The organism is Nocardia sp. NPDC023733, from assembly GCF_040639775.1.
Taxonomy (GTDB): Bacteria; Actinomycetota; Actinomycetes; order Mycobacteriales; family Mycobacteriaceae; genus Nocardia; species Nocardia rosealba.
On record NZ_JBFAAN010000001.1, the window covers coordinates 643,052 to 661,051 of the forward strand.

Annotated in this window: 15 protein-coding genes; 9 read left to right on the top strand and 6 right to left on the bottom strand. The window is 69.6% G+C overall.

The window, feature by feature from the left end; genetic code table 11:
* Positions 1-56 precede the first annotated feature (56 nt).
* Both aspS and AB0F86_RS02905 read left to right on the top strand, forming a co-directional pair.
* Positions 57-1,859 carry an aspartate--tRNA ligase gene (gene aspS / locus AB0F86_RS02900; RefSeq protein ID WP_356984165.1) on the top strand — a complete coding sequence of 601 codons (1,803 nt, stop codon included), beginning with the start codon at positions 57-59 and terminating at the stop codon, positions 1,857-1,859.
* Between the two features lie 68 nt (positions 1,860-1,927).
* Entirely contained in the window at positions 1,928-2,896 is a 969-nt protein-coding gene (locus tag AB0F86_RS02905; protein WP_356984402.1) for a DUF389 domain-containing protein, read from the top strand.
* On the opposite strand, the gene AB0F86_RS02910 is transcribed toward AB0F86_RS02905, so the two are convergent.
* On the bottom strand, positions 2,893-3,912 hold the full coding sequence (locus AB0F86_RS02910; RefSeq protein WP_356984166.1) for a hypothetical protein: 1,020 nt from the start codon (positions 3,910-3,912) through the stop codon (positions 2,893-2,895). The two genes, AB0F86_RS02905 and AB0F86_RS02910, sit on opposite strands and share 4 nt — an antisense overlap.
* A gap of 193 nt (positions 3,913-4,105) precedes the next feature.
* Between AB0F86_RS02910 and AB0F86_RS02915 the strand changes: the two genes are divergently transcribed.
* A complete protein-coding gene (locus tag AB0F86_RS02915) occupies positions 4,106-5,275 on the top strand; it encodes a kinase (RefSeq protein ID WP_067636114.1) in 1,170 nt (389 codons plus the stop codon).
* Between the two features lie 69 nt (positions 5,276-5,344).
* A complete protein-coding gene (locus tag AB0F86_RS02920; protein WP_356984168.1) occupies positions 5,345-6,169 on the top strand; it encodes a siderophore-interacting protein in 825 nt (274 codons plus the stop codon).
* A gap of 148 nt (positions 6,170-6,317) precedes the next feature.
* Here the strand turns inward: AB0F86_RS02920 and AB0F86_RS02925 are convergent, their stop codons facing one another.
* From AB0F86_RS02925 to AB0F86_RS02935, 3 genes are all read right to left on the bottom strand, one after another.
* Positions 6,318-7,562: a sigma-70 family RNA polymerase sigma factor gene (locus tag AB0F86_RS02925; RefSeq protein ID WP_356984170.1), complete on the bottom strand. Its 1,245-nt coding sequence runs from the start codon at positions 7,560-7,562 to the stop codon at positions 6,318-6,320.
* Positions 7,559-7,912, bottom strand: coding sequence for a YciI family protein (locus tag AB0F86_RS02930; RefSeq protein WP_225280622.1), 354 nt, complete (start codon positions 7,910-7,912; stop codon positions 7,559-7,561). The genes AB0F86_RS02925 and AB0F86_RS02930 overlap by 4 nt, the downstream gene beginning before the upstream one ends.
* Positions 7,913-8,103: 191 nt before the next feature.
* A complete protein-coding gene (locus AB0F86_RS02935) occupies positions 8,104-9,774 on the bottom strand; it encodes an alkaline phosphatase D family protein (RefSeq protein ID WP_356984172.1) in 1,671 nt (556 codons plus the stop codon).
* Between the two features lie 116 nt (positions 9,775-9,890).
* Here AB0F86_RS02935 and AB0F86_RS02940 point away from each other — a divergent pair, with 116 nt between their 5' ends.
* Positions 9,891-11,237, top strand: a complete 1,347-nt coding sequence (locus AB0F86_RS02940; RefSeq protein ID WP_356984174.1) for a replication-associated recombination protein A — start codon at positions 9,891-9,893, stop codon at positions 11,235-11,237.
* A 31-nt stretch (positions 11,238-11,268) separates the two neighbouring features.
* Here AB0F86_RS02940 and AB0F86_RS02945 read toward each other — a convergent pair whose 3' ends face one another.
* Both AB0F86_RS02945 and AB0F86_RS02950 read right to left on the bottom strand, forming a co-directional pair.
* A complete protein-coding gene (locus AB0F86_RS02945; RefSeq protein ID WP_356984176.1) occupies positions 11,269-11,667 on the bottom strand; it encodes a nuclear transport factor 2 family protein in 399 nt (132 codons plus the stop codon).
* Between the two features lie 53 nt (positions 11,668-11,720).
* Complete coding sequence (locus AB0F86_RS02950) at positions 11,721-12,443, bottom strand: WYL domain-containing protein (protein ID WP_356984178.1); 723 nt, start codon at positions 12,441-12,443, stop codon at positions 11,721-11,723.
* 71 nt (positions 12,444-12,514) lie between these two features.
* Here AB0F86_RS02950 and alaS point away from each other — a divergent pair, with 71 nt between their 5' ends.
* Genes alaS through AB0F86_RS02970 form a run of 4 tightly spaced genes read left to right on the top strand, consistent with a single transcriptional unit; the run spans position 12,515 to position 17,997 of the window.
* On the top strand, positions 12,515-15,181 hold the full coding sequence (gene alaS, locus AB0F86_RS02955) for an alanine--tRNA ligase (RefSeq protein WP_356984180.1): 2,667 nt from the start codon (positions 12,515-12,517) through the stop codon (positions 15,179-15,181).
* Entirely contained in the window at positions 15,181-15,723 is a 543-nt protein-coding gene (gene ruvX / locus AB0F86_RS02960; protein ID WP_225280628.1) for a Holliday junction resolvase RuvX, read from the top strand. The genes alaS and ruvX overlap by 1 nt, the downstream gene beginning before the upstream one ends.
* Positions 15,720-17,195: an endolytic transglycosylase MltG gene (gene mltG, locus AB0F86_RS02965; protein ID WP_356984182.1), complete on the top strand. Its 1,476-nt coding sequence runs from the start codon at positions 15,720-15,722 to the stop codon at positions 17,193-17,195. The genes ruvX and mltG overlap by 4 nt, the downstream gene beginning before the upstream one ends.
* Positions 17,188-17,997: a shikimate dehydrogenase gene (locus AB0F86_RS02970; RefSeq protein ID WP_225280630.1), complete on the top strand. Its 810-nt coding sequence runs from the start codon at positions 17,188-17,190 to the stop codon at positions 17,995-17,997. Before mltG ends, AB0F86_RS02970 begins: the two co-directional genes overlap by 8 nt.
* Positions 17,998-18,000: the final 3 nt, after the last annotated feature.

The following is an 18,000-nucleotide window of genomic DNA, read 5'->3' on the forward strand; positions in this document are numbered from 1 at the left end:
CGATGGGCGTGCACCGGGTCTTCTCCACGGTGCGAAAAATCGTCGAAAGGAATACCGTGCTGCGCACCCACTTGGCTGGTTCGCTGCGAAGCGAGCACGCCGGTCAGACCGTCACCCTCACCGGCTGGGTGGCCCGGCGGCGTGACCACGGTGGCGTGATCTTCATCGATCTGCGTGACGCCTCGGGAGTCGCGCAGGCGGTGTTCCGCGAAGGCGAGGCGGCCGAACAGGCCCACAAGCTGCGCGCGGAGTACTGCGTGCAGATCACCGGTGTGGTGGAGCAGCGTCCCGACGGCAACGAGAACCCCGAACTGCCGACCGGCCAGATCGAGGTCGACGTGCGCGAACTGGTCGTGCTCAACGAGAGCGCGCCGCTGCCGTTCCAGCTCGACGAGACCCCCGGCGACGAGGCCCGCCTCAAGTACCGCTACCTCGACCTGCGCCGCGAGGGGCCCGGCCACGCCATCCGCCTGCGGTCCAAGGTCAACGCCGCCGCCCGTGAGGTGCTCGGCGCCCACGAGTTCATCGAGGTCGAGACCCCGACGCTCACCCGGTCCACCCCCGAAGGCGCCCGCGACTTCCTGGTCCCCGCGCGCCTGCAGCCGGGCAGCTTCTACGCGCTGCCGCAGAGCCCGCAGCTGTTCAAGCAGCTGCTGATGGTCGGCGGCATCGAGCGCTACTACCAGATCGCGCGCTGCTACCGCGACGAGGACTTCCGCGCCGACCGTCAGCCGGAGTTCACCCAGCTCGACATCGAGATGAGCTTCGTGCGCCAGGAGGACGTGATCCTGCTGGCCGAGGACATCCTCACCGCGCTGTGGAAACTGGTCGGCCACGACATCGTCACCCCGATCCCGCACATGACCTACGCGGAGGCGATGCGCCGCTTCGGTTCCGACAAGCCCGACCTGCGCTTCGGCGTGGAGATCACCGAGCTCACCGACTACTTCAAGGACACCCCGTTCCGGGTGTTCCAGTCCGAGTACGTCGGTGCGGTCGTGATGCCCGGTGGCGCGAGCCAGCCGCGTCGTCAGCTCGACGCCTGGCAGGAGTGGGCCAAGCAGCGCGGCGCCAAGGGTCTGGCGTACATCCTGATCAACGAGGACGGCACCCTCGGCGGCCCGGTCGCCAAGAACCTGTCGGACGCCGAGCGCGAGGGCCTGGCCAAGCAGGTCGGTGCCGAGCCGGGCGACTGCGTGTTCTTCGCCGCGGGCGCGACCAAGTCGAGCCGTGCCCTGCTCGGTGCCGCGCGTGGCGAGATCGCCCGCAAGTGCGACCTCATCGACCCGAACGCCTGGGCTTTCGTCTGGATCGTCGACGCACCGATGTTCGAACCGGCCGCCGAGGCCACCGCGAGCGGCGATGTGGCCCTGGGCCATTCGTCCTGGACCGCGGTGCACCACGCCTTCACCTCGCCCAAGCCGGAGTCGATGGACACCTTCGACACCGACCCGGGTTCGGCGCTGGCCTACGCCTACGACATCGTCTGCAACGGCAACGAGATCGGTGGCGGTTCCATCCGTATCCACCGCCGTGACGTGCAGGAACGGGTGTTCGCGGTGATGGGCATCGATCACGACGAGGCCCAGGAGAAGTTCGGCTTCCTGCTCGACGCCTTCTCCTACGGCGCCCCGCCCATGGGCGGTATCGCCTTCGGCTGGGACCGCATCACCGCCCTGCTCGCCGGGGAGGACTCGATCCGCGAGGTGATCGCGTTCCCGAAGACCGGTGGCGGCGTCGACCCGCTCACCGACGCGCCCGCGCCGATCACCGCCCAGCAGCGCAAGGAAGCGGGCATCGACGCCAAGCCCGAGGTCAAGGGCGGCGACGCGCCGAAAGCTGTTGCCGCGCAGAAGTAGCGACCGGATAGCAGCACCGGTAGCTTCTGGTGTGGTCCCGTGGGGGACCGGTGACCAGGAGGCTAGCGGTGCTGCATCTACGCATTATCAGTCCACCCGAGCAGACCGCTGAGCTGGTCCGCATCCTCGAAGCCGATGCGGGTGTCACCCATCTGACGGTGGCGCCCGGCATCGCGGTCGACCCCGGCGGCGACCTCGTCCAGGCCGACATCGCCCGCGAGGCGGCCAACAAGATCCTCGACGACGTGAAGTCGCTCGGACTGGTCCACACCGGTGGTATCACGCTGGGACCGGTGGAAGCCGTGCTGTCCGACGCCGCCGACCGCGCGGTACGGGCGGCGCCCGGCGACCCGAGCGACGCCGTGGTCTGGGAGCAGTTGCTCGTGGAGACACACGAGGAGTCCTCGCTCAACTCCACCTTCCTCGCGTTCTTGACCATCGCCTGCCTGCTCGCCTCGATCGGCGTGGCGACGAATTCGCCAGTCACCATCGTCGGCGCGATGGTGGTCGGCCCGGAGTTCGGGCCACTGGCCGCGCTGTCGGTCGCGCTGGTGCGCCGCAATTGGCGATTGGCCCGCCGGTCGATGATCGCGCTGGCCGTGGCGTTCCCGGTCGCGATGGTGATCACCTTGTTCGCCACCATGCTGTGGGAGCGGATGGGCTGGATCACCGTCGAAGGCGTGATGGACGCGCACAATGTCGACTTCATCTACCAGGTCGGGCCGTTCTCCCTGGTCGTGGCCCTGCTGGCCGGGGCGGCAGGCATGCTGTCACTGGTCACCGCGAAATCGGCGGCCCTGATCGGGGTGTTCATCTCGGTGACCACCGTGCCCGCGGCCGGCTACGCGGTGGTGGCCGCGACGCTCGGTCAGTGGCACCGGGCGTTCGAGTCGGCGGGTCAGCTCGCGGTGAACCTGATCGGCATCGTGGTGGCCGGCGTGCTCGTGCTGGAACTGCGGCCACGCGCGGGCGACGAATCAGGCCCGATCGGCCGCTTCAAACGGGCGATCGGCATGCGCACCCCGCTCGAGCACTAGACGCGGGCGACCGGTCCCGCGGTGAGCATCCGGTAGGCGTAGGTGACCGCGATCGCGCACACCGGCCCGGCGACGAACAAGCCGATCCCGCAGGCGAGTACACCGACGAAGGTGACGAGCATGATGGTGAGGAACAGCAGTACGCAGGCCCACAGGTTGGCAAGCACCAGCATGCCGCTCGCCTTGATCGCCTCGACCGGACCGTAGTCCTGATCGATCACGAAGTGCAGCGAGAACATGCACAGGAACCCGACGATCACCCCCGGCGCGAGGCACAGCGCGGACGCGAGCAGGGTCGCGGTGAACGCCAGCAGTGCCGTGAGCAACACGTTGCCCGCGTTCACGAAACGGAAGAACGACCCGAAAGCCGGTGGGTATCCGTCTGTTTCGTACAGCGCGCCACGCACCATCGCCGCCTGTAGCAACCACAGCGCAACCAGCACGACCAGGAACAGGAACAGCACGCTCAACGGCGAGGTGGGGTTCACGATCTGGACGATCGCGAGCGCGCCGAGATAGATGAGCACGCCCACACCGATGATGCCGAGCCACGGTCCCGGGTTCGTGCGGAATCGTTCCACGCCGTAGCTCAGGGACTGCCCGATATCGAGCGCCTGTGCTCCCGAATGGAGGTAACCCGACGGCTGCCCGGACTGTCCCGGCGACACGCCACCGGCGGGGGTCGTGGCGAAACCCGAGGTTTCCGGTTTCTCCTGTGGCACCGCATAACCCGGGCCGGTGCCCGGCTGACCGTAGTGCGGTGCGCCCATTCCCGATCCGGCAACCGACGGCGGGGGTTCGACCGGTTCGCTGCCGTACTGGGCGGCGCCCGGTCCTTCGAACTGCGGATAGCCTGCGCCACCGGCCATTCCGTGCCTGCCCGTTCCGGAGCTCGGGCCGGGTGGCCCACCGGGTCCTTCGTAGCGTCCGGTGCCGTGGGCGAATTGCCCGCTACCGCCGGGCGCAGGCGACCCACCCGGTGAATCGCTCGATGCGGCGGACGGTGTGTCGGTCACTGTGGTAGACCTTTCGACTCAACCGGTTTGCGGTGTGGCGCACTGCAGTTGACGTCGAGAAAACCCGACGAGCGACAGATGTGTCAAGCGAACAGGCACACTCGCGCAACCGCGGTGCCAACACGCCGGGCGACGCGGAAAGGTTGCGTAACCGCTCGCTAGAAGTGACCAGGTACGAGTAGCTTGAGAGGCGATGACCGCACTATTGGCCGAACGCGCCGCCGACGTCGTGTCCGCAGCACAACAGTTGCTCACAAAGCGAATGGGTGCTGCGGTGAAGCTGAGTGATCCAGTGGAGCTCAGTGGTAGTGGCAGGACCACTGTCCTGCGGGTGCGTGTCGCGGAGAACGCTTTCTCGCTCCCGCGCACGCTGATCGTGAAGCAGGTGCGTGGCTCCGCGCAGGACCGCGTCACCGGTGGCATGGCACCGGGTGTCGCCAGCATCGACGCGGCATTCCTGCGCGAGGCGGTGTCCTACCAGTTCACCACCGCCCTGAGCCGCGAACATCGCCCCGGCGCCTACCTCATCGCGCACAGCGTGCCCGACCGCATCCTCGTGCTGTCCGACCTCGGCGACAACGCGCTGCTCACCTCGGTGCTCGCCGCGCGCGCCGAACCGGGCACCCGCAACGCGCTGATGGCGTTCGCGCAGGCCCTCGGCCGCATGCACGCCGCGACCGTCGGCCGCGAACCGGACTTCATCGCGCTGATGCGCCGGGTCGACTCGGCACACCGCGTGGACGGCATCGCCCAGCAGGCGCAGGCCGCGATCGCCGAGGTGCCGGGTCTGCTCGAGGCGGAACTCGGCATCGAGGTGCCCGGTGAGATCGCCGAACGCATCGTGCACGGCAACCGGTTGTTCACCGCGGGCCGCTACCGCGCGTTCAGCCCCTCGGATCTGTGCCCGGACAACGTCATCATGAACGACGAGGGCGCCCGGTTCCTCGACTACGAGTGGGGCGGTTTCCGCGACGCGACCCTCGACATCGCGTACGCGCTTGTCTCGTTCCCCGGGTGCCTGTGTGACTTCGAACTGTCGCGCGGCCGGGCCAGGGAGATGGTCGAGGCGTGGCGTTCGGCCGTGGTCGGCGTGTGGCCCTCGCTGGCCGACGACAGGGTGCTGGCCGAACGGATCCTCGAGGCCCGCCTGATCTGGGTGTGGCTGTCGACCTACTGGTTCCTGCCCGCCGACCACACCCGCATCGCCACGGCCCGCGAGCACGGCCTGTCCGTGCCGCGATCGGAAGCACTGATCAACCGCTGGTCGGCGCTGGCCGAGGACGCGCGGGTCACCGGCGACGACGCGGTCGGCGACTTCGCCGAACAGGTGTCGGCGATGCTCGAGGAACGCTGGTCGGAGTGAGAACGTAGCTCCCCACATGGTCCCCGACGCGGAGTAGCGTCGGCGGGGATCCGAGAGTTGGGAGCAGACGTGCCGCAGTCGATCACCGTCACCGTCGTCGGCAAGCAGTGGCTGACACCGCACCTGGTGCGCGTCGTCGGCACTGTCGCCGACGGTGCGTTCACCCCGAACGCCTTCACCGACGCCTACGTGAAATTGATCTTCCCCGTACCCGGCGTCGACTACCCGGAGCCGTTCGATCTGGACACGGTGCGCGAAACGATGGACGCCGCGAGCCAGCCCGTACTGCGCACCTACACCGTGCGCTCCTACGACCCGTCACGCCGCGAGATCAGCATCGACTTCGTCGTCCACGGCGACGAGGGCATCGCGGGCCCCTGGGCGGCCGCAGTCGAACCGGGCGAAGAATTCCGCCTGTTCGGCCCCGGCGGTGCCTTCGCTCCCGACCCGGCCGCCGACTGGTACCTCCTGGCCGGCGACGAATCGGCGCTGCCCGCCATCGCCGCCGCTGTCGAAGCATTGCCCGCGGGCGCACCGGCCCAGGTGTTCATCGAGGTCGGCGGCGCCGAGGACGAGATCCCGCTCAACTCACCCGCCGACGTCAAGGTGCACTGGGTGCACCGCGGCGTGTCCTCGGACGCTGTTCCCGACGACCTCGCCGGCGCGAACGCGCCGCTGGTCGCCGTAGTGCGCGCGGCCGACTGGCTCCCCGGCCAGGTCCAGGCCTTCGTGCACGGCGAGGCGGAGGCCGTCATGCGCAGCCTCCGTCCCTACCTGCGTAAGGACCGCGGGGTCGCACCGAAATGGCTGTCTGTTTCAGGCTATTGGCGCCGCGGCCGCACCGAGGAGGGCTTCCGCGAATGGAAGCGCGAGCTCGCCGCCGAGAACGCCTGAGCGCGAGCGGGCCGGCTGGACCAGCCCGAGCGGGCCGGCCGGACCAGCACGACTGCGCCGGCCCGATCAGCGTGACTGTGTTGGCCGGACCAGCGTGACTGCGCTGGCCGGAACAGCTATCCCGGTCGCCGCCTGACCGACTGGTCCGTCATTCGGACAAGGCCGTCAGCTTGCCGCGGAGATGCGCTCGTTCCACCGCGTTGTCGGTGAGCAGCAGCGCGGCCTCGTAGGCGGCGACCGCCTCCTCGACCCGACCCAGCTCGGCGAGAAAGGCCGCCCGGGCGGCGTGCAGATAGCCGTAGGTGGCCAGCGCCGGTTCGGCGCCGAGCGGACCGAGCAATTCCAGCGCCCGCGCCGGATCACGCGCCAAACCGACCGCGACGGCGTGATTGAGCCGGGCGACCGGTGACGGCCACACCCGCAGCAACAACCGGTACAGCCCGATGATCTCGGTCCAATCGGTGTCGGCCCAGCTGGGCGCCTCGTCGTGGACCGCCGCGATCGCCGCCTGCACCGTGTACCGATCCACATGGGGCAGCGCCTGTTTCACCAGGGCGATGCCTTCGGCGATGGCGTCGTGGTCCCAGCGGGACCGGTCCTGGTGTTCGAGGGTGCACAGCTCGCCCGCCGCGTCCACGCGGGCGGCGCGGCGGGCGTCGGTGAGCACGACGAGTGCGAGCAGGCCGGTCACCGACGGGTCGTCAGGCACCAGCGCGTGCATCATCCTGGCCAGTTGCAGTGCACGATCGACCAGATCCGTGCGCACCAGGTCCTCGCCGGCGGGGGCGGTGTGGCCGGTGGTGAACAGCAGGTGGATCACCGCGCAGATCGCATCGAGCCGTTGCGGCAGCTCCCGCGTCGACGGCACCCGGTACGGGATGCCCGCCACCGCGATCTTCTTCTTCGCCCGGGTGATCCTGGCCGCCATCGTCGGCTCGCTCACCAGGAACGCCCGCGCCACCTCGGCGGTCGTCACCCCGCAGACCAGCCGCAAGGTCAGCGCCACCTGCGCCTCCGGGGACAGTGCCGGATGGCAGCAGGTGCTGATGAGGCGCAGCCGGTCGTCGGGGATCGCGGAGTCGTCGAGTGCGGCCAGGGCCAGGTCGGCGGTGTCGGGCACCGGTTCGTCGACCACCAGCCGGGGCAGGGTGCGATGGAAGGTGGTGTCGCGGCGTAACAAGTCCAGGCCCCGTCGGCGGGCGACGGTCGTCAGCCACGCACCCGGCCGGGCCGGAACGCCCTCGGCCGCCCACACGGTCAGCGCGGTCGCGTAGGCGTCCTGCACACATTCCTCGGCCAGGTCGAAATCGCGGACCAGCCGCACCGTCGCGGCGAGCACGAAAGCCCACTCGCGACGGTGCGCCAGCTCGACGGCCTCGGCCGCCGTGGTCACGCCGGCTCGAAAACCTGGATCGGGCGCACCTCGACCCCACCGGTCGGAGTGGGCACCTGCGCGGCGAGCGCGATCGCGGCATCCAGGTCGGGGGCCTCCAGCAGGTAGTAGCCGCCGAGTGCCTCCTTGGCCTCGGCGAAGGGGCCGTCGGTCACCACCACCTCGCCGGTGGCGTCGTGCCGGATCGAGGTGGCGGTGGCGGTGGGCTGTAGGGCGTGGCCGCCGAGGTTGGCCGCACCGGCGATCTGCTGGAAGGTGCGATGGGCGGCGAGCATGTCGGCGCGTTCGGCGGGGGACATGGCGGCGTAGGTCGGTTCGTCGCCGTAGATCAGGACCAGGTATTGGCTCATGGTGAGGTTCCTTCGGGGTCGTGGTCGCCCGTTCGTCGGGTGGCCGTACTCACCCGACGAACGACAACCGTCGCGATCGACAGCCGGTCCGAAGAATTCTGCGCCGAATTTCGCGGCACCGCACCGAAGTGCTGTCAGAGCACGGAAGCGCCGTCGACACAGCGGAGTGGCACCAGCCGCGGCAGAGCGGATCAGAGCACCGGCGCGGGCCGCGGCTCCAGGCGACCGCCGGAGCGCACGGCGAAGGACGTGCCGTGGCGGATTCCGGTGGCGGGGTCGGTGACGTCGAACGCGTAGAACCAGTCCATCTGGGTCGCCTCCGGGGTGACGTCGAGGACGCCGAAACCGTGCGAATCCAGCTCCACATACCGCAGGTGGTGATTGGCCGCCTTGATGGCCTCCTCCGCCGCGATCGACGTGGTGCGCGGCGGGGTCTTGGTCAGGTCGCCGACGCTGGCCGAGGTCACCGACGGGATGACGAACTCCGCGCCCACCGTCGGCCCGGCGGGATAGTTCGCGGCGTTGAGCGGCAGATCGGAGGCCCAGGAGGTGTGGATGTCGCCGGTGAGGAACACGACGTCACCGACCTGGTTGTCGGCGATGGTGTCGAACAGGGTGCGCCGGTCGGCGGTGTAGCCGTCCCACTGATCGCCGTTGACGGTGATGCCGCCCTGCGGGATGCCGAGCGCGGCGGTGATGGCCTCGGTGGTCGCCGATTCCAGCGGCGGGAACACCAGCGGTGCGATCATCACCGAGTTGCCGACCAGTTTCCACCGGGTCGGGGAGGACACCAATCCCGCTGTGAGCCAATCCATCTGGGCGCGACCGGTGATGGTGCGGGCCGGGTCGTCGGCGTTGCGCCAGCCCGCGACCGGACCCGCCTCCTCGTCGCGGTAGCTGCGCAGGTCGAGCATCGACAGTTCGGCCAGCGTGCCGAACCGCAACCGCCGGTAGATCTGCACCGCACCGTCGCCGCGGGTGGCGCGGACGGGCATCCATTCGAGGTAGGCCGTGGCCGAGGCCGCCCGGCGGTCGGCCCAGTCGCCCTGGGTGGCGGGGTCGTGGTCCTCGGAACCTTCGCGCCAGGAATTGTCGGCCGACTCGTGGTCGTCCCAGGTGCAGATGAACGGCAGCGCGGCGTGCAGCGCCATCAGGTCCGGGTCGGTCTTGTACTGGCCGTGGCGGATTCGGTAGTCGGCGAGGGTGACGATCTCGTTCGCCGGATCGTGTGCGCGCACGGCACCGTTGCGGCCCACGTACTCCCCGCGCCCGTACTCGTAGATGTAGTCGCCGAGGTGCACGATGGCGTCGAGGTCGCCGCGTGCGGCCAGGTGCCGATAGGCGCCGAACCAGCCCGCTTCCCAGTTCGAGCACGACACCAGGCCCAGGCGCAGCCGGTCCACGGAGCTGTCGGCGGCGGGTGCGGTGCTGGTGCGCCCGATCGGGGAGGTCTGGCCGAGCGCGTGGAAGCGGTAGCAGTAGTCGGTGCCCGCCGCCAGGCCCTTCGCGTCGATCTTGACGGTGTGGTCGGTGTCGGCGCTCGCGGTCACGGTGCCGGAAGCGGCCACCTTCGCGAAGTTCTCATCGGTGGCGATCTCCCAGCGCACGGGGGTCGCGTCGCCGATGCCGGAGCCGGGGGTCGCGTCGTCGTCGACGCTCACGCGTGTCCACAGGATCACCGCGTCGGGCAGCGGATCGCCGGATGCCACGCCGTGCCGGAACACCGGCCCGGTCGCGCCTGCGTGCGCCGAACCGATCAGCACCGCCGCCGCGGCCGCCGTGCTGCCTTTGAACAGGGTGCGGCGGGCGAACAGCCCTGCGGGCACGACCTCGCTGTTTTCGACCACGATCAGCGATCTCATCCCAGCGCGGCCCGTCGCGCAAGTCGGACACACAGAATTTGGTCATCTGTTCAGGTTCGTTGCCCGTACCGGGCGATCGACCGGATGTGTCCGAGGGTCTCGGTACCCTGCACGACGTGAGTGATCAGCTGTTCGACGTGCCGGGCGAACCCGCCGAGCCCGAGCGTGGACTCGACGCGGTGGTGCGGCGTGATCCCGGGGCGCCGCTGGCGGTCCGGATGCGGCCGCGCTCGCTGGACGAAGTGATCGGTCAGCAGCATCTGCTCGGTCCCGGTTCGCCGCTGCGCAGACTCGTCGAGGGGTCCGGCGCCGCATCGGTGCTGCTCTACGGCCCGCCCGGCACCGGGAAGACCACGCTCGCATCGTTGTTGTCGCAGGCCACCGGGCGCCGGTTCGAAGCGTTGTCGGCACTGTCGGCGGGAGTGAAGGAGGTGCGCGCGGTCATCGACCTCGCCCGCAAACGCCTCACGATGGGCGAGCAGACCGTGCTGTTCATCGACGAGGTGCACCGCTTCTCCAAGACCCAGCAGGACGCGCTGCTCGCGGCGGTGGAGAACCGGATCGTGCTGCTCGTCGGCGCGACCACCGAGAACCCGTCGTTCTCGGTGGTGTCGCCGCTGCTGTCGCGGTCGCTGGTGCTGCAGTTGCAGTCGCTCACCACCGACGACATCCGGGCGGTACTCGACCGCGCGATCACCGACGGGCGGGGGCTGGCGGGGGACTACACGGTCACCGAGGAGGCCCTGGACCACATCGTGCGGGTCGCCGGTGGGGACGCGCGCCGGGCGCTCACCGCGCTGGAGGCCTCGGCGGAGTCGTCCCTGGACGGCACCGTCGACCTCGAGCTTGTCGAGGCGAGCGTCGACAAGGCCGCCGTGCGCTACGACCGCGCGGGTGACCAGCACTACGACGTCATCAGCGCCTTCATCAAATCCATTCGTGGCTCCGATGTGGACGCGGCCCTGCACTACCTGGCCCGCATGCTCACCGCGGGCGAGGACCCACGCTTCATCGCCCGGCGCCTGATGATCCACGCCAGCGAGGACGTCGGCATGGCCGACCCGATGGCATTGCAGACCGCGACCGCCGCCGCCCAGGTCGTGCAGCTCGTCGGCCTGCCCGAAGCGAAACTGGCGCTGGCGCAGGCGACCATCCACCTGGCCACCGCGCCGAAATCGGGCGCGGTCACGTCGGCGCTGGCCGCGGCCATGTCCGACATCACCGCGGGCAAAGCGGGCGCGGTGCCACCGCACCTACGCGACGGGCACTACGCCGGTGCGAAAGCCCTCGGCAATGCCAAGGGCTACAAATTCCCGCACAACCACCGCGGCGGTGTGGTCGCCCAGCAGTACCCGCCCGACGAGATCGTCGGCACCGACTACTACGAACCCACCGACCACGGCTTCGAACGCGAGGTCGGTTCCCGCGTGAGCAAACTGCGCCGCATCATCCGGGGCAGCTGAGGAGGTCCTCGCGGCAGCTGTCTCGCTCCGCTCAGTCCTGCGTGAACGGCGCCGATCCGCCGACCGACCAGATCCGCCGCAACTTCCCGCCGACGGCTTCGAACATGTCGATGCCGCCGTGTTCGGGCCTGCCGGAGGCCTCCGAATGCCACCGGACCGCGAAGGTTCCCGACCCGTCGGCATCGAGCTGCCCGGCCGCCCCCGAGTCGACGACGAACCGGACCTGTGGTCGCTGCCGCCGGAATCCGGCGACGAAGCCACTGATGTCGGCCGGGCCGCGCAGCCCGTCGGTGAGTTCGCGTGTCGGCGAAGCGAAACGGAGTTCGAAATCGTCGGTGAGCAGCTCACCGGCAAGGGCGGGTTCGGTGTTCCAGAGTTCGGTCCAGCGGGCGGCGAGGTGGTCGGCGGTGATCGGGGCGGCGATGCTCATGAACTACTCCTCGGAATTCGGGACGCCTGGGTGGCGCCTCCGGAGTCCAGCGTTCAGTCCGTGCGCGACAACGGTGTGTCGGTGATCGACGTCACATCGATCAGCCGTCCGTCGCCGGTCGGGATCGTCGACAAGTCGATGCCGCGATCCACCGCCACCTCGTCGAGGACTTCCGCACGTACCACGCGGTCGAGCCGGAACCCGCGCAGTCCCCCGCGCATTCGGCACCAGGCGTAGAGGAACCAGTGCTCGCTGCCCGCCACGAACGCGAGGGGCTCGACCGCGCGCCCGCTGGGCACGTCGTTGCGATCGAGGTAGTCGAGCCGCAGCACGCGCCGGCTGATGACTGCGTCCAGGATCGCGGGGGAGATGGCTGGTGCGCGTGGTGTCGGGAAGAACCGCACCCGGTCGACCAGTGCCGTCGCACGCTGCCGATCCTGTTCGGGAAGGACCGCCACCACCTTGTGCACCGCCGACAGCGCGGCCTCCGCGAACGGTGTCCCGGCCAGCCGGGGCAGTGCCACAGCGAGCGCGGTCGCCTCGGCGGCCGTCAGACTCACCGGCGCCAGAGTGCGGTGCCGATCGATCGCATACCCGCCCGCACGCCCCGGCACGGACCGGATCGGCAACCCGGCCTGCTGCAACGCGGCGAGGTCACGCTCGATCGTGCGGGTCGACACCTCGAAGCGGGCGGCCAGCTGACGTGCGGTGCGCGGGCGCGGACTGTAAGCGCGCAGTTCTTCGGCGAGGGCGTAGAGCCGCTCGGTTTTCGTCACGTCCGGATTGTCGCCGAGACCACCGACTCCGGCGGAAAACCGGTGGATCGCAGACGGTAGGCTGGTCAGCTGTGCAGACCCACGAGATTAGACGGCGTTTCCTGGACCATTTCGTCCGTGCCGGACACACCGAGGTACCCAGTGCCTCGCTGATCCTGGCCGACCCCAACCTGCTGTTCGTCAATGCGGGCATGGTCCAGTTCAAGCCGTATTTCCTGGGTCAGGAAGCGGCGCCGTACGCGCGCGCCACCAGCGTGCAGAAGTGCGTGCGCACCGGTGACATCGAGGAGGTCGGCGTCACCACCCGCCACAACACCTTCTTCCAGATGGCGGGCAACTTCTCCTTCGGCGACTACTTCAAGGAAGGCGCCATCACCCTGGCCTGGGAGCTCATCTCCAAGTCCCAGGAAGAGGGCGGTTTCGGTTTCGACCCCGAACGCATCTGGGTCACCGCCTACGAGTCCGACCCGGAAGCCGCCGAGATCTGGCACCGCGTCGCCGGAATCCCCTACGAGCGCATCCAGTTCCGCGACGGCAAGGACAACTACTGGGACATGGGCGTGCCCGGCCCGGGCGGCCCCTGCTCGGAGATCTACTACGACCGCGGTCCCGCCTACGGCAAGGAAGGCGGCCCGGTCGCCGACGAGGACCGCTACCTCGAGATCTGGAACCTGGTGTTCATGCAGGACATCCGTGGTGAGGACAGCCCGAAGCTGGGCTTCCCGCCGGTCGGATCGCTGCCGCGCAAGAACATCGACACCGGTATGGGCGTCGAGCGCGTCGCCATGCTGCTCCAAGGCGTGGAGAACGTCTACGAGACCGACCTGCTGCGCCCCATCATCGACAAGGCCGAGCAGCTCACCGGCCGCTCCTACGGCGTCGAGCACGCCGACGACGTGCGCTTCCGCGTGATCGCCGATCACGTGCGCAGCTCGGCCATGCTCATCGCCGACGGCGTGAACCCCGGCAACGACGGCCGCGGCTACGTGCTGCGCCGCCTGCTGCGCCGCATCGTGCGCTCGGCCCGCCTGCTCGGCGCCGAGAAGCCGGTGATGGCCGAGCTGATGAAGGTCGTCTCCGACCTGATGTCGCCGTCCTACCCCGAGCTGGCCACCGACTTCTCCCGCATCGAGACCGTCGCGGTCGGCGAGGAAACGGCCTTCCTGAAGACCCTGAACACCGGCGAGACCCTCTTCGAGAACGCCGCGTCGGCGGTGAAGTCCAAGGGCGGCAAGCAGATCGCGGGTTCGGACGCCTTCGCCCTGCACGACACCTACGGTTTCCCGATCGACCTCACCCTCGAAATGGCCGCCGAGGCGGGCCTTTCCGTGGACGAGGCGGGTTTCCGTTCGCTGATGGCCGAGCAGCGTCAGCGCGCCAAGGACGACGCCCAGGCCCGCAAGCACGCCCACGCCGACCTGACCGTCTACAAGGAACTGGTCGACCGCGGCGCCACCGAGTTCACCGGTTTCGACGAACTCACCTCCGAGGCCAACGTGCTCGCGCTGATCTCCGGTGGTGTGCGGGTGCCCGCCGCCCAGGCCGGTGCGGACGTCGAGGTCATCCTGGACCGCAGCCCGATGTACGCCGAGTCGGGTGGTCAGATCGCCGACCGCGGCGCGATCACCGCCTCGGGCCTGAAGCTGCGCGTCAACGACGTGCAGAAGATCGCCAAGAAGCTGTGGGTGCACAAGGCCACCGTGGAACAGGGTCAGATCACCGAGGGCGATGTCGTTCTCGCCCAGGCGGACCCGTCCTGGCGTCGCGGCGCCACCCAGGGCCACTCCGGCACGCACATGGTGCACGCCGCGCTGCGTCAGGTGCTCGGCCCCAACGCCGTGCAGGCCGGTTCGCTGAACAAGCCCGGCTACCTGCGCTTCGACTTCAACTGGCAGGGCGCGCTGTCCGATCAGCAGAAAGCCGATATCGAGGCCGTGTCCAACGACGCGGTCGGCGCCGACTTCCCGGTGAACACCTTCGTCACCGATCTGCCCAAGGCCAAGGCCATGGGCGCGATGGCGCTGTTCGGCGAGAACTACGGCGACGAGGTGCGTGTCGTCGAGATCGGCGGCCCGTTCTCGATGGAGCTGTGCGGTGGCACCCACGTGGAGCACTCCTCGCAGATCGGCCCGATCACCGTCCTCGGTGAGTCGTCGGTCGGTTCCGGTGTGCGCCGCGTCGAGGCGTTCGTGGGCCTGGACTCCTACAAGTACCTGGCCAAGGAACGTGCGCTGCTCGCCGGTGTCGCGTCGTCGCTGAAGGTGCCGTCGGAAGAGGTGCCCGGTCGCGTCGAGCAGCTCGTGGAGCGGCTCAAGGTGGCCGAGAAGGAACTCGAGCGCACCAAGATCGCCGCCGTGCTGGCCTCGGCGGGCACGTTCGCCGAGCAGGCCGAGCGCGTCGGTTCCGTGCGCCTGGTCGCCGCCGCCGCGCCCGAGGGCGCCTCGGCCGGTGACCTGCGCACCCTGGCCACCGATATCCGTGGCCGCCTCGGCAGCGATCCGGCGATCGTCGTGCTGCTCGGCAACGTCGACGGCAAGGCGCCGTTCGTGGTGACCGTCAACAAGGCCGCCCAGGACCTCGGCTTCAAGGCGGGCGATCTCGTCGCCAGCTTCGGTCCGAGCATCGCCGGACGCGGCGGCGGCAAGCCGGAGATGGCGCAGGGCTCCGGCTCGGACCCGTCGGGTATCCCGAACGGTTTGACCTCGGTCCGCGCCCGGGTGGCCGAACTCGCCGGCTGATGAGCACCCCTGCCTCGGACGAGGCCCCGGCCGACCGACCCGATCCGGCGACCGACCCCGGTCGCGGCCGCCGGATCGCGGTCGATGTCGGCAGCGTCCGCATCGGCGTGGCGTCGTGTGACCCCGACGGGGTGCTCGCCACGCCGGTGGAGACCGTCGCGCGCGCCAAATCCAGCCGTCAGGGCGGTCCACCCGCCGACATCGCAAGAATTGCCGAGATTGTGCGGGAGTACGAGGCCGTCGAGGTGATCGTCGGCCTGCCCCGAACGCTGCGCGGCGAAAACGGCACCGCCGCGGGCATCGCCCGCAAGTTTGCCAAGCAGTTGCGCCGGGTGATCGACCCGATTCCGGTGCGCCTTTCCGACGAACGTTTGACTACGGTGTCTGCTGCACGTGCGTTGCGCGAGAGTGGAGTTCGCGCACGTGGCCAGCGGCAGATGATCGACCAGGCGGCAGCAGTGTCGATTCTGCAAGGATGGTTGGACGAGCGGAGTTCGATGGTGAAGGACGCAGCAGACACAGCGGTCGGAGATGATGCATGACCGACCGATGGGCCAGGGCCGAGGAGCGGTACCGGGCGCGTGAGGCGGACCGGCGTTACCCGCGCCGCGACGACTGGGGCCTGGACCCCCGTGCGTCGCGCGAGGAGCCCGAGGTCCCCGAATGGGACGACTTCGACGACGATACGAACGTCATCCCGCGCTACGAGGACGAGTTCCCCGAACCGGAACCCGAGCCGGAACCCGAACCGCCGCGCCGGGTGGGTCAGCGCCCACCGCGCGCCACACCCGCCGGACGCGGGCGTGGCAGATCCGGTGCGGGGCGCGGCAAACGGTCGCGGATCGCTTCCCGCAAGGCGGCCGAACGCAAGCGCCGCCGCCGCAACATGTGGGTGGTGGCCGCCGTCTTCGCGCTGCTGTTCGTCTCGGCGGCAGGCTTCGCGGGCTACAAACTGATGGGAAGCCTCGCTCCCGCCGAGGATTTCGCGGGGCCGGCAGGCAAACCCGTTGTCGTCCAGGTACATCCGGGCGACACCGCCACCCAGATCGCCGACGCGATGCACGAACGTGGGATCGTCGCCAGTTCCGAGGCCTTCTACGAGGCGGCCGTGCAGAACGCCGGGATGAACAGCGTGCAGCCCGGCTTCTACGCCATCGGTGAGCGCAGTCCCGCCGCCGACGCCGTCGCCGCACTGGTCGGTGGCAAGTCCCGCGTGGGCAATGTGGTCGTGTCCGAGGGCAGGCTGCTGCACGACAAACACGACGTGAGCACCGGTGGCCGCTACGACGGCATCTACCGCAAGATCGCCGACGCCAGCTGCGTCGGTCCCGAGCGCAAGTGTGTGACCTACGAGCAGCTGGACGCGGCAGGCGCCAGTCTCGACTTGGCCGCCCTCGGCGTGCCGCAGTGGGCCATGCAGGCGGTCAAGGACTGCCCCGACCGGGCCAGGCAGCTCGAAGGGCTCATCGCGGCGGGCACCTGGGATTTCGATCCGAGCGGCACACCGCAGCAGATTCTGAAGCAACTGATCACCGCGAGTGTGCAGGCCTATGAGGCCACCGGACTGCTGCAGTCCGGGGCCGACACGAAGCTGTCGCCGTACGAGACGCTGATCGCCGCGTCCCTGGTGGAACGTGAGGCCAAGCCCGAAGACATGGGCAAGGTGGCACGGGTGATCGTGAACCGGCTGCAGGTCGGCCAGATGCTGCAGTTCGACTCCACGGTGAACTACACCCTCGACACCACCGAGGTCGCCACGACCGACGCCGACCGCGCCGCGGTGACCGCCTGGAACACCTACGCGATGGAGGGCCTGCCCAAGACGCCGATCGCCGCACCGTCGGTGGCCGCGTTGCAGGCGATGGAGAAGCCCGAGCCGGGACCGTGGCTGTACTTCGTCACCGTCGACAAGCAGGGCACGACCAAGTTCACCGACTCCTACCAGGAGCACCTGCGGCTGGTCACCCAGGCACAGCGCAGCGGCATTCTCGACAGCTCGCGGACCGGTGGCTGAACCGCGGAAGGCGGCGGTGCTCGGGCAGCCGATCGGGCATTCACGATCGCCGCAACTGCACACGGCCGCCTACCGCGCGCTCGGTCTGCCCTGGACCTACGAACGCATCGAATGCTCCGCCGAGCAACTGCCCGGTCTGGTCGACGGACTCGGCCCCGAGTGGGTGGGACTGTCGGTGACGATGCCGGGCAAGGAAGCGGCGCTCGCGTACGCGGACCGGCGCACCGACCGGGCGGAACTGGTCGGCTCGGCCAACACCCTGCTCCGCACCGGCGACGGCTGGCTGGCCGACTGCACCGATGTCGACGGCGTATTCGGCGCGCTGCGTGACGGCGGTGTCGAACGGGTCGAGGAGGCGGTGGTGCTCGGCGCAGGCGGCACCGCGCGGCCCGCTCTGCTCGCGCTGTCGCAGCTCGGCGCTCGATCGGTGACGATCGTCGTCCGCGATGCGGGGCGGGCGCGTGGTGCGCTCGACCTGGCCGAGCGGCTCGGGATGTCGGCTGCCACCGCGGCCTTCGATGCCGATTCCCTCGCCGCGATCTGCGCGCGGGCCTCCGCGGTGGTGAGCACGGTGCCCGCGGAGGCGGCGGGCGCGGTCGCGGAATCGGTGGCGACGGCGCCGGTGGTGCTCGACGCGATCTACAACCCGTGGCCGACACCGCTGGCGACAGCCGTCGGCGCGGCCGGGCACACGGTGGTCAGCGGGCTGCGGATGCTGCTGAACCAGGCCTACGGTCAGGTCGAGCTGTTCACCGGACAGCCCGCGCCCCGCGCGGCGATGGCGGCGGCGCTCGACCTCTGATCG

Excerpts from the sequence above, each read along its gene's own strand:
- mltG (WP_356984182.1), top strand. The coding sequence starts at position 15,720 with ATGACCGACCGATGGGCCAGGGCCGAGGAGCGGTACCGGGCGCGTGAG.
- AB0F86_RS02915 (WP_067636114.1), top strand. The coding sequence starts at position 4,106 with ATGACCGCACTATTGGCCGAACGCGCCGCCGACGTCGTGTCCGCAGCA.
- AB0F86_RS02930 (WP_225280622.1), bottom strand. The coding sequence starts at position 7,912 with ATGAGCCAATACCTGGTCCTGATCTACGGCGACGAACCGACCTACGCC.
- AB0F86_RS02945 (WP_356984176.1), bottom strand. The coding sequence starts at position 11,667 with ATGAGCATCGCCGCCCCGATCACCGCCGACCACCTCGCCGCCCGCTGG.
- AB0F86_RS02935 (WP_356984172.1), bottom strand. The coding sequence starts at position 9,774 with ATGAGATCGCTGATCGTGGTCGAAAACAGCGAGGTCGTGCCCGCAGGG.
- ruvX (WP_225280628.1), top strand. The coding sequence starts at position 15,181 with ATGAGCACCCCTGCCTCGGACGAGGCCCCGGCCGACCGACCCGATCCG.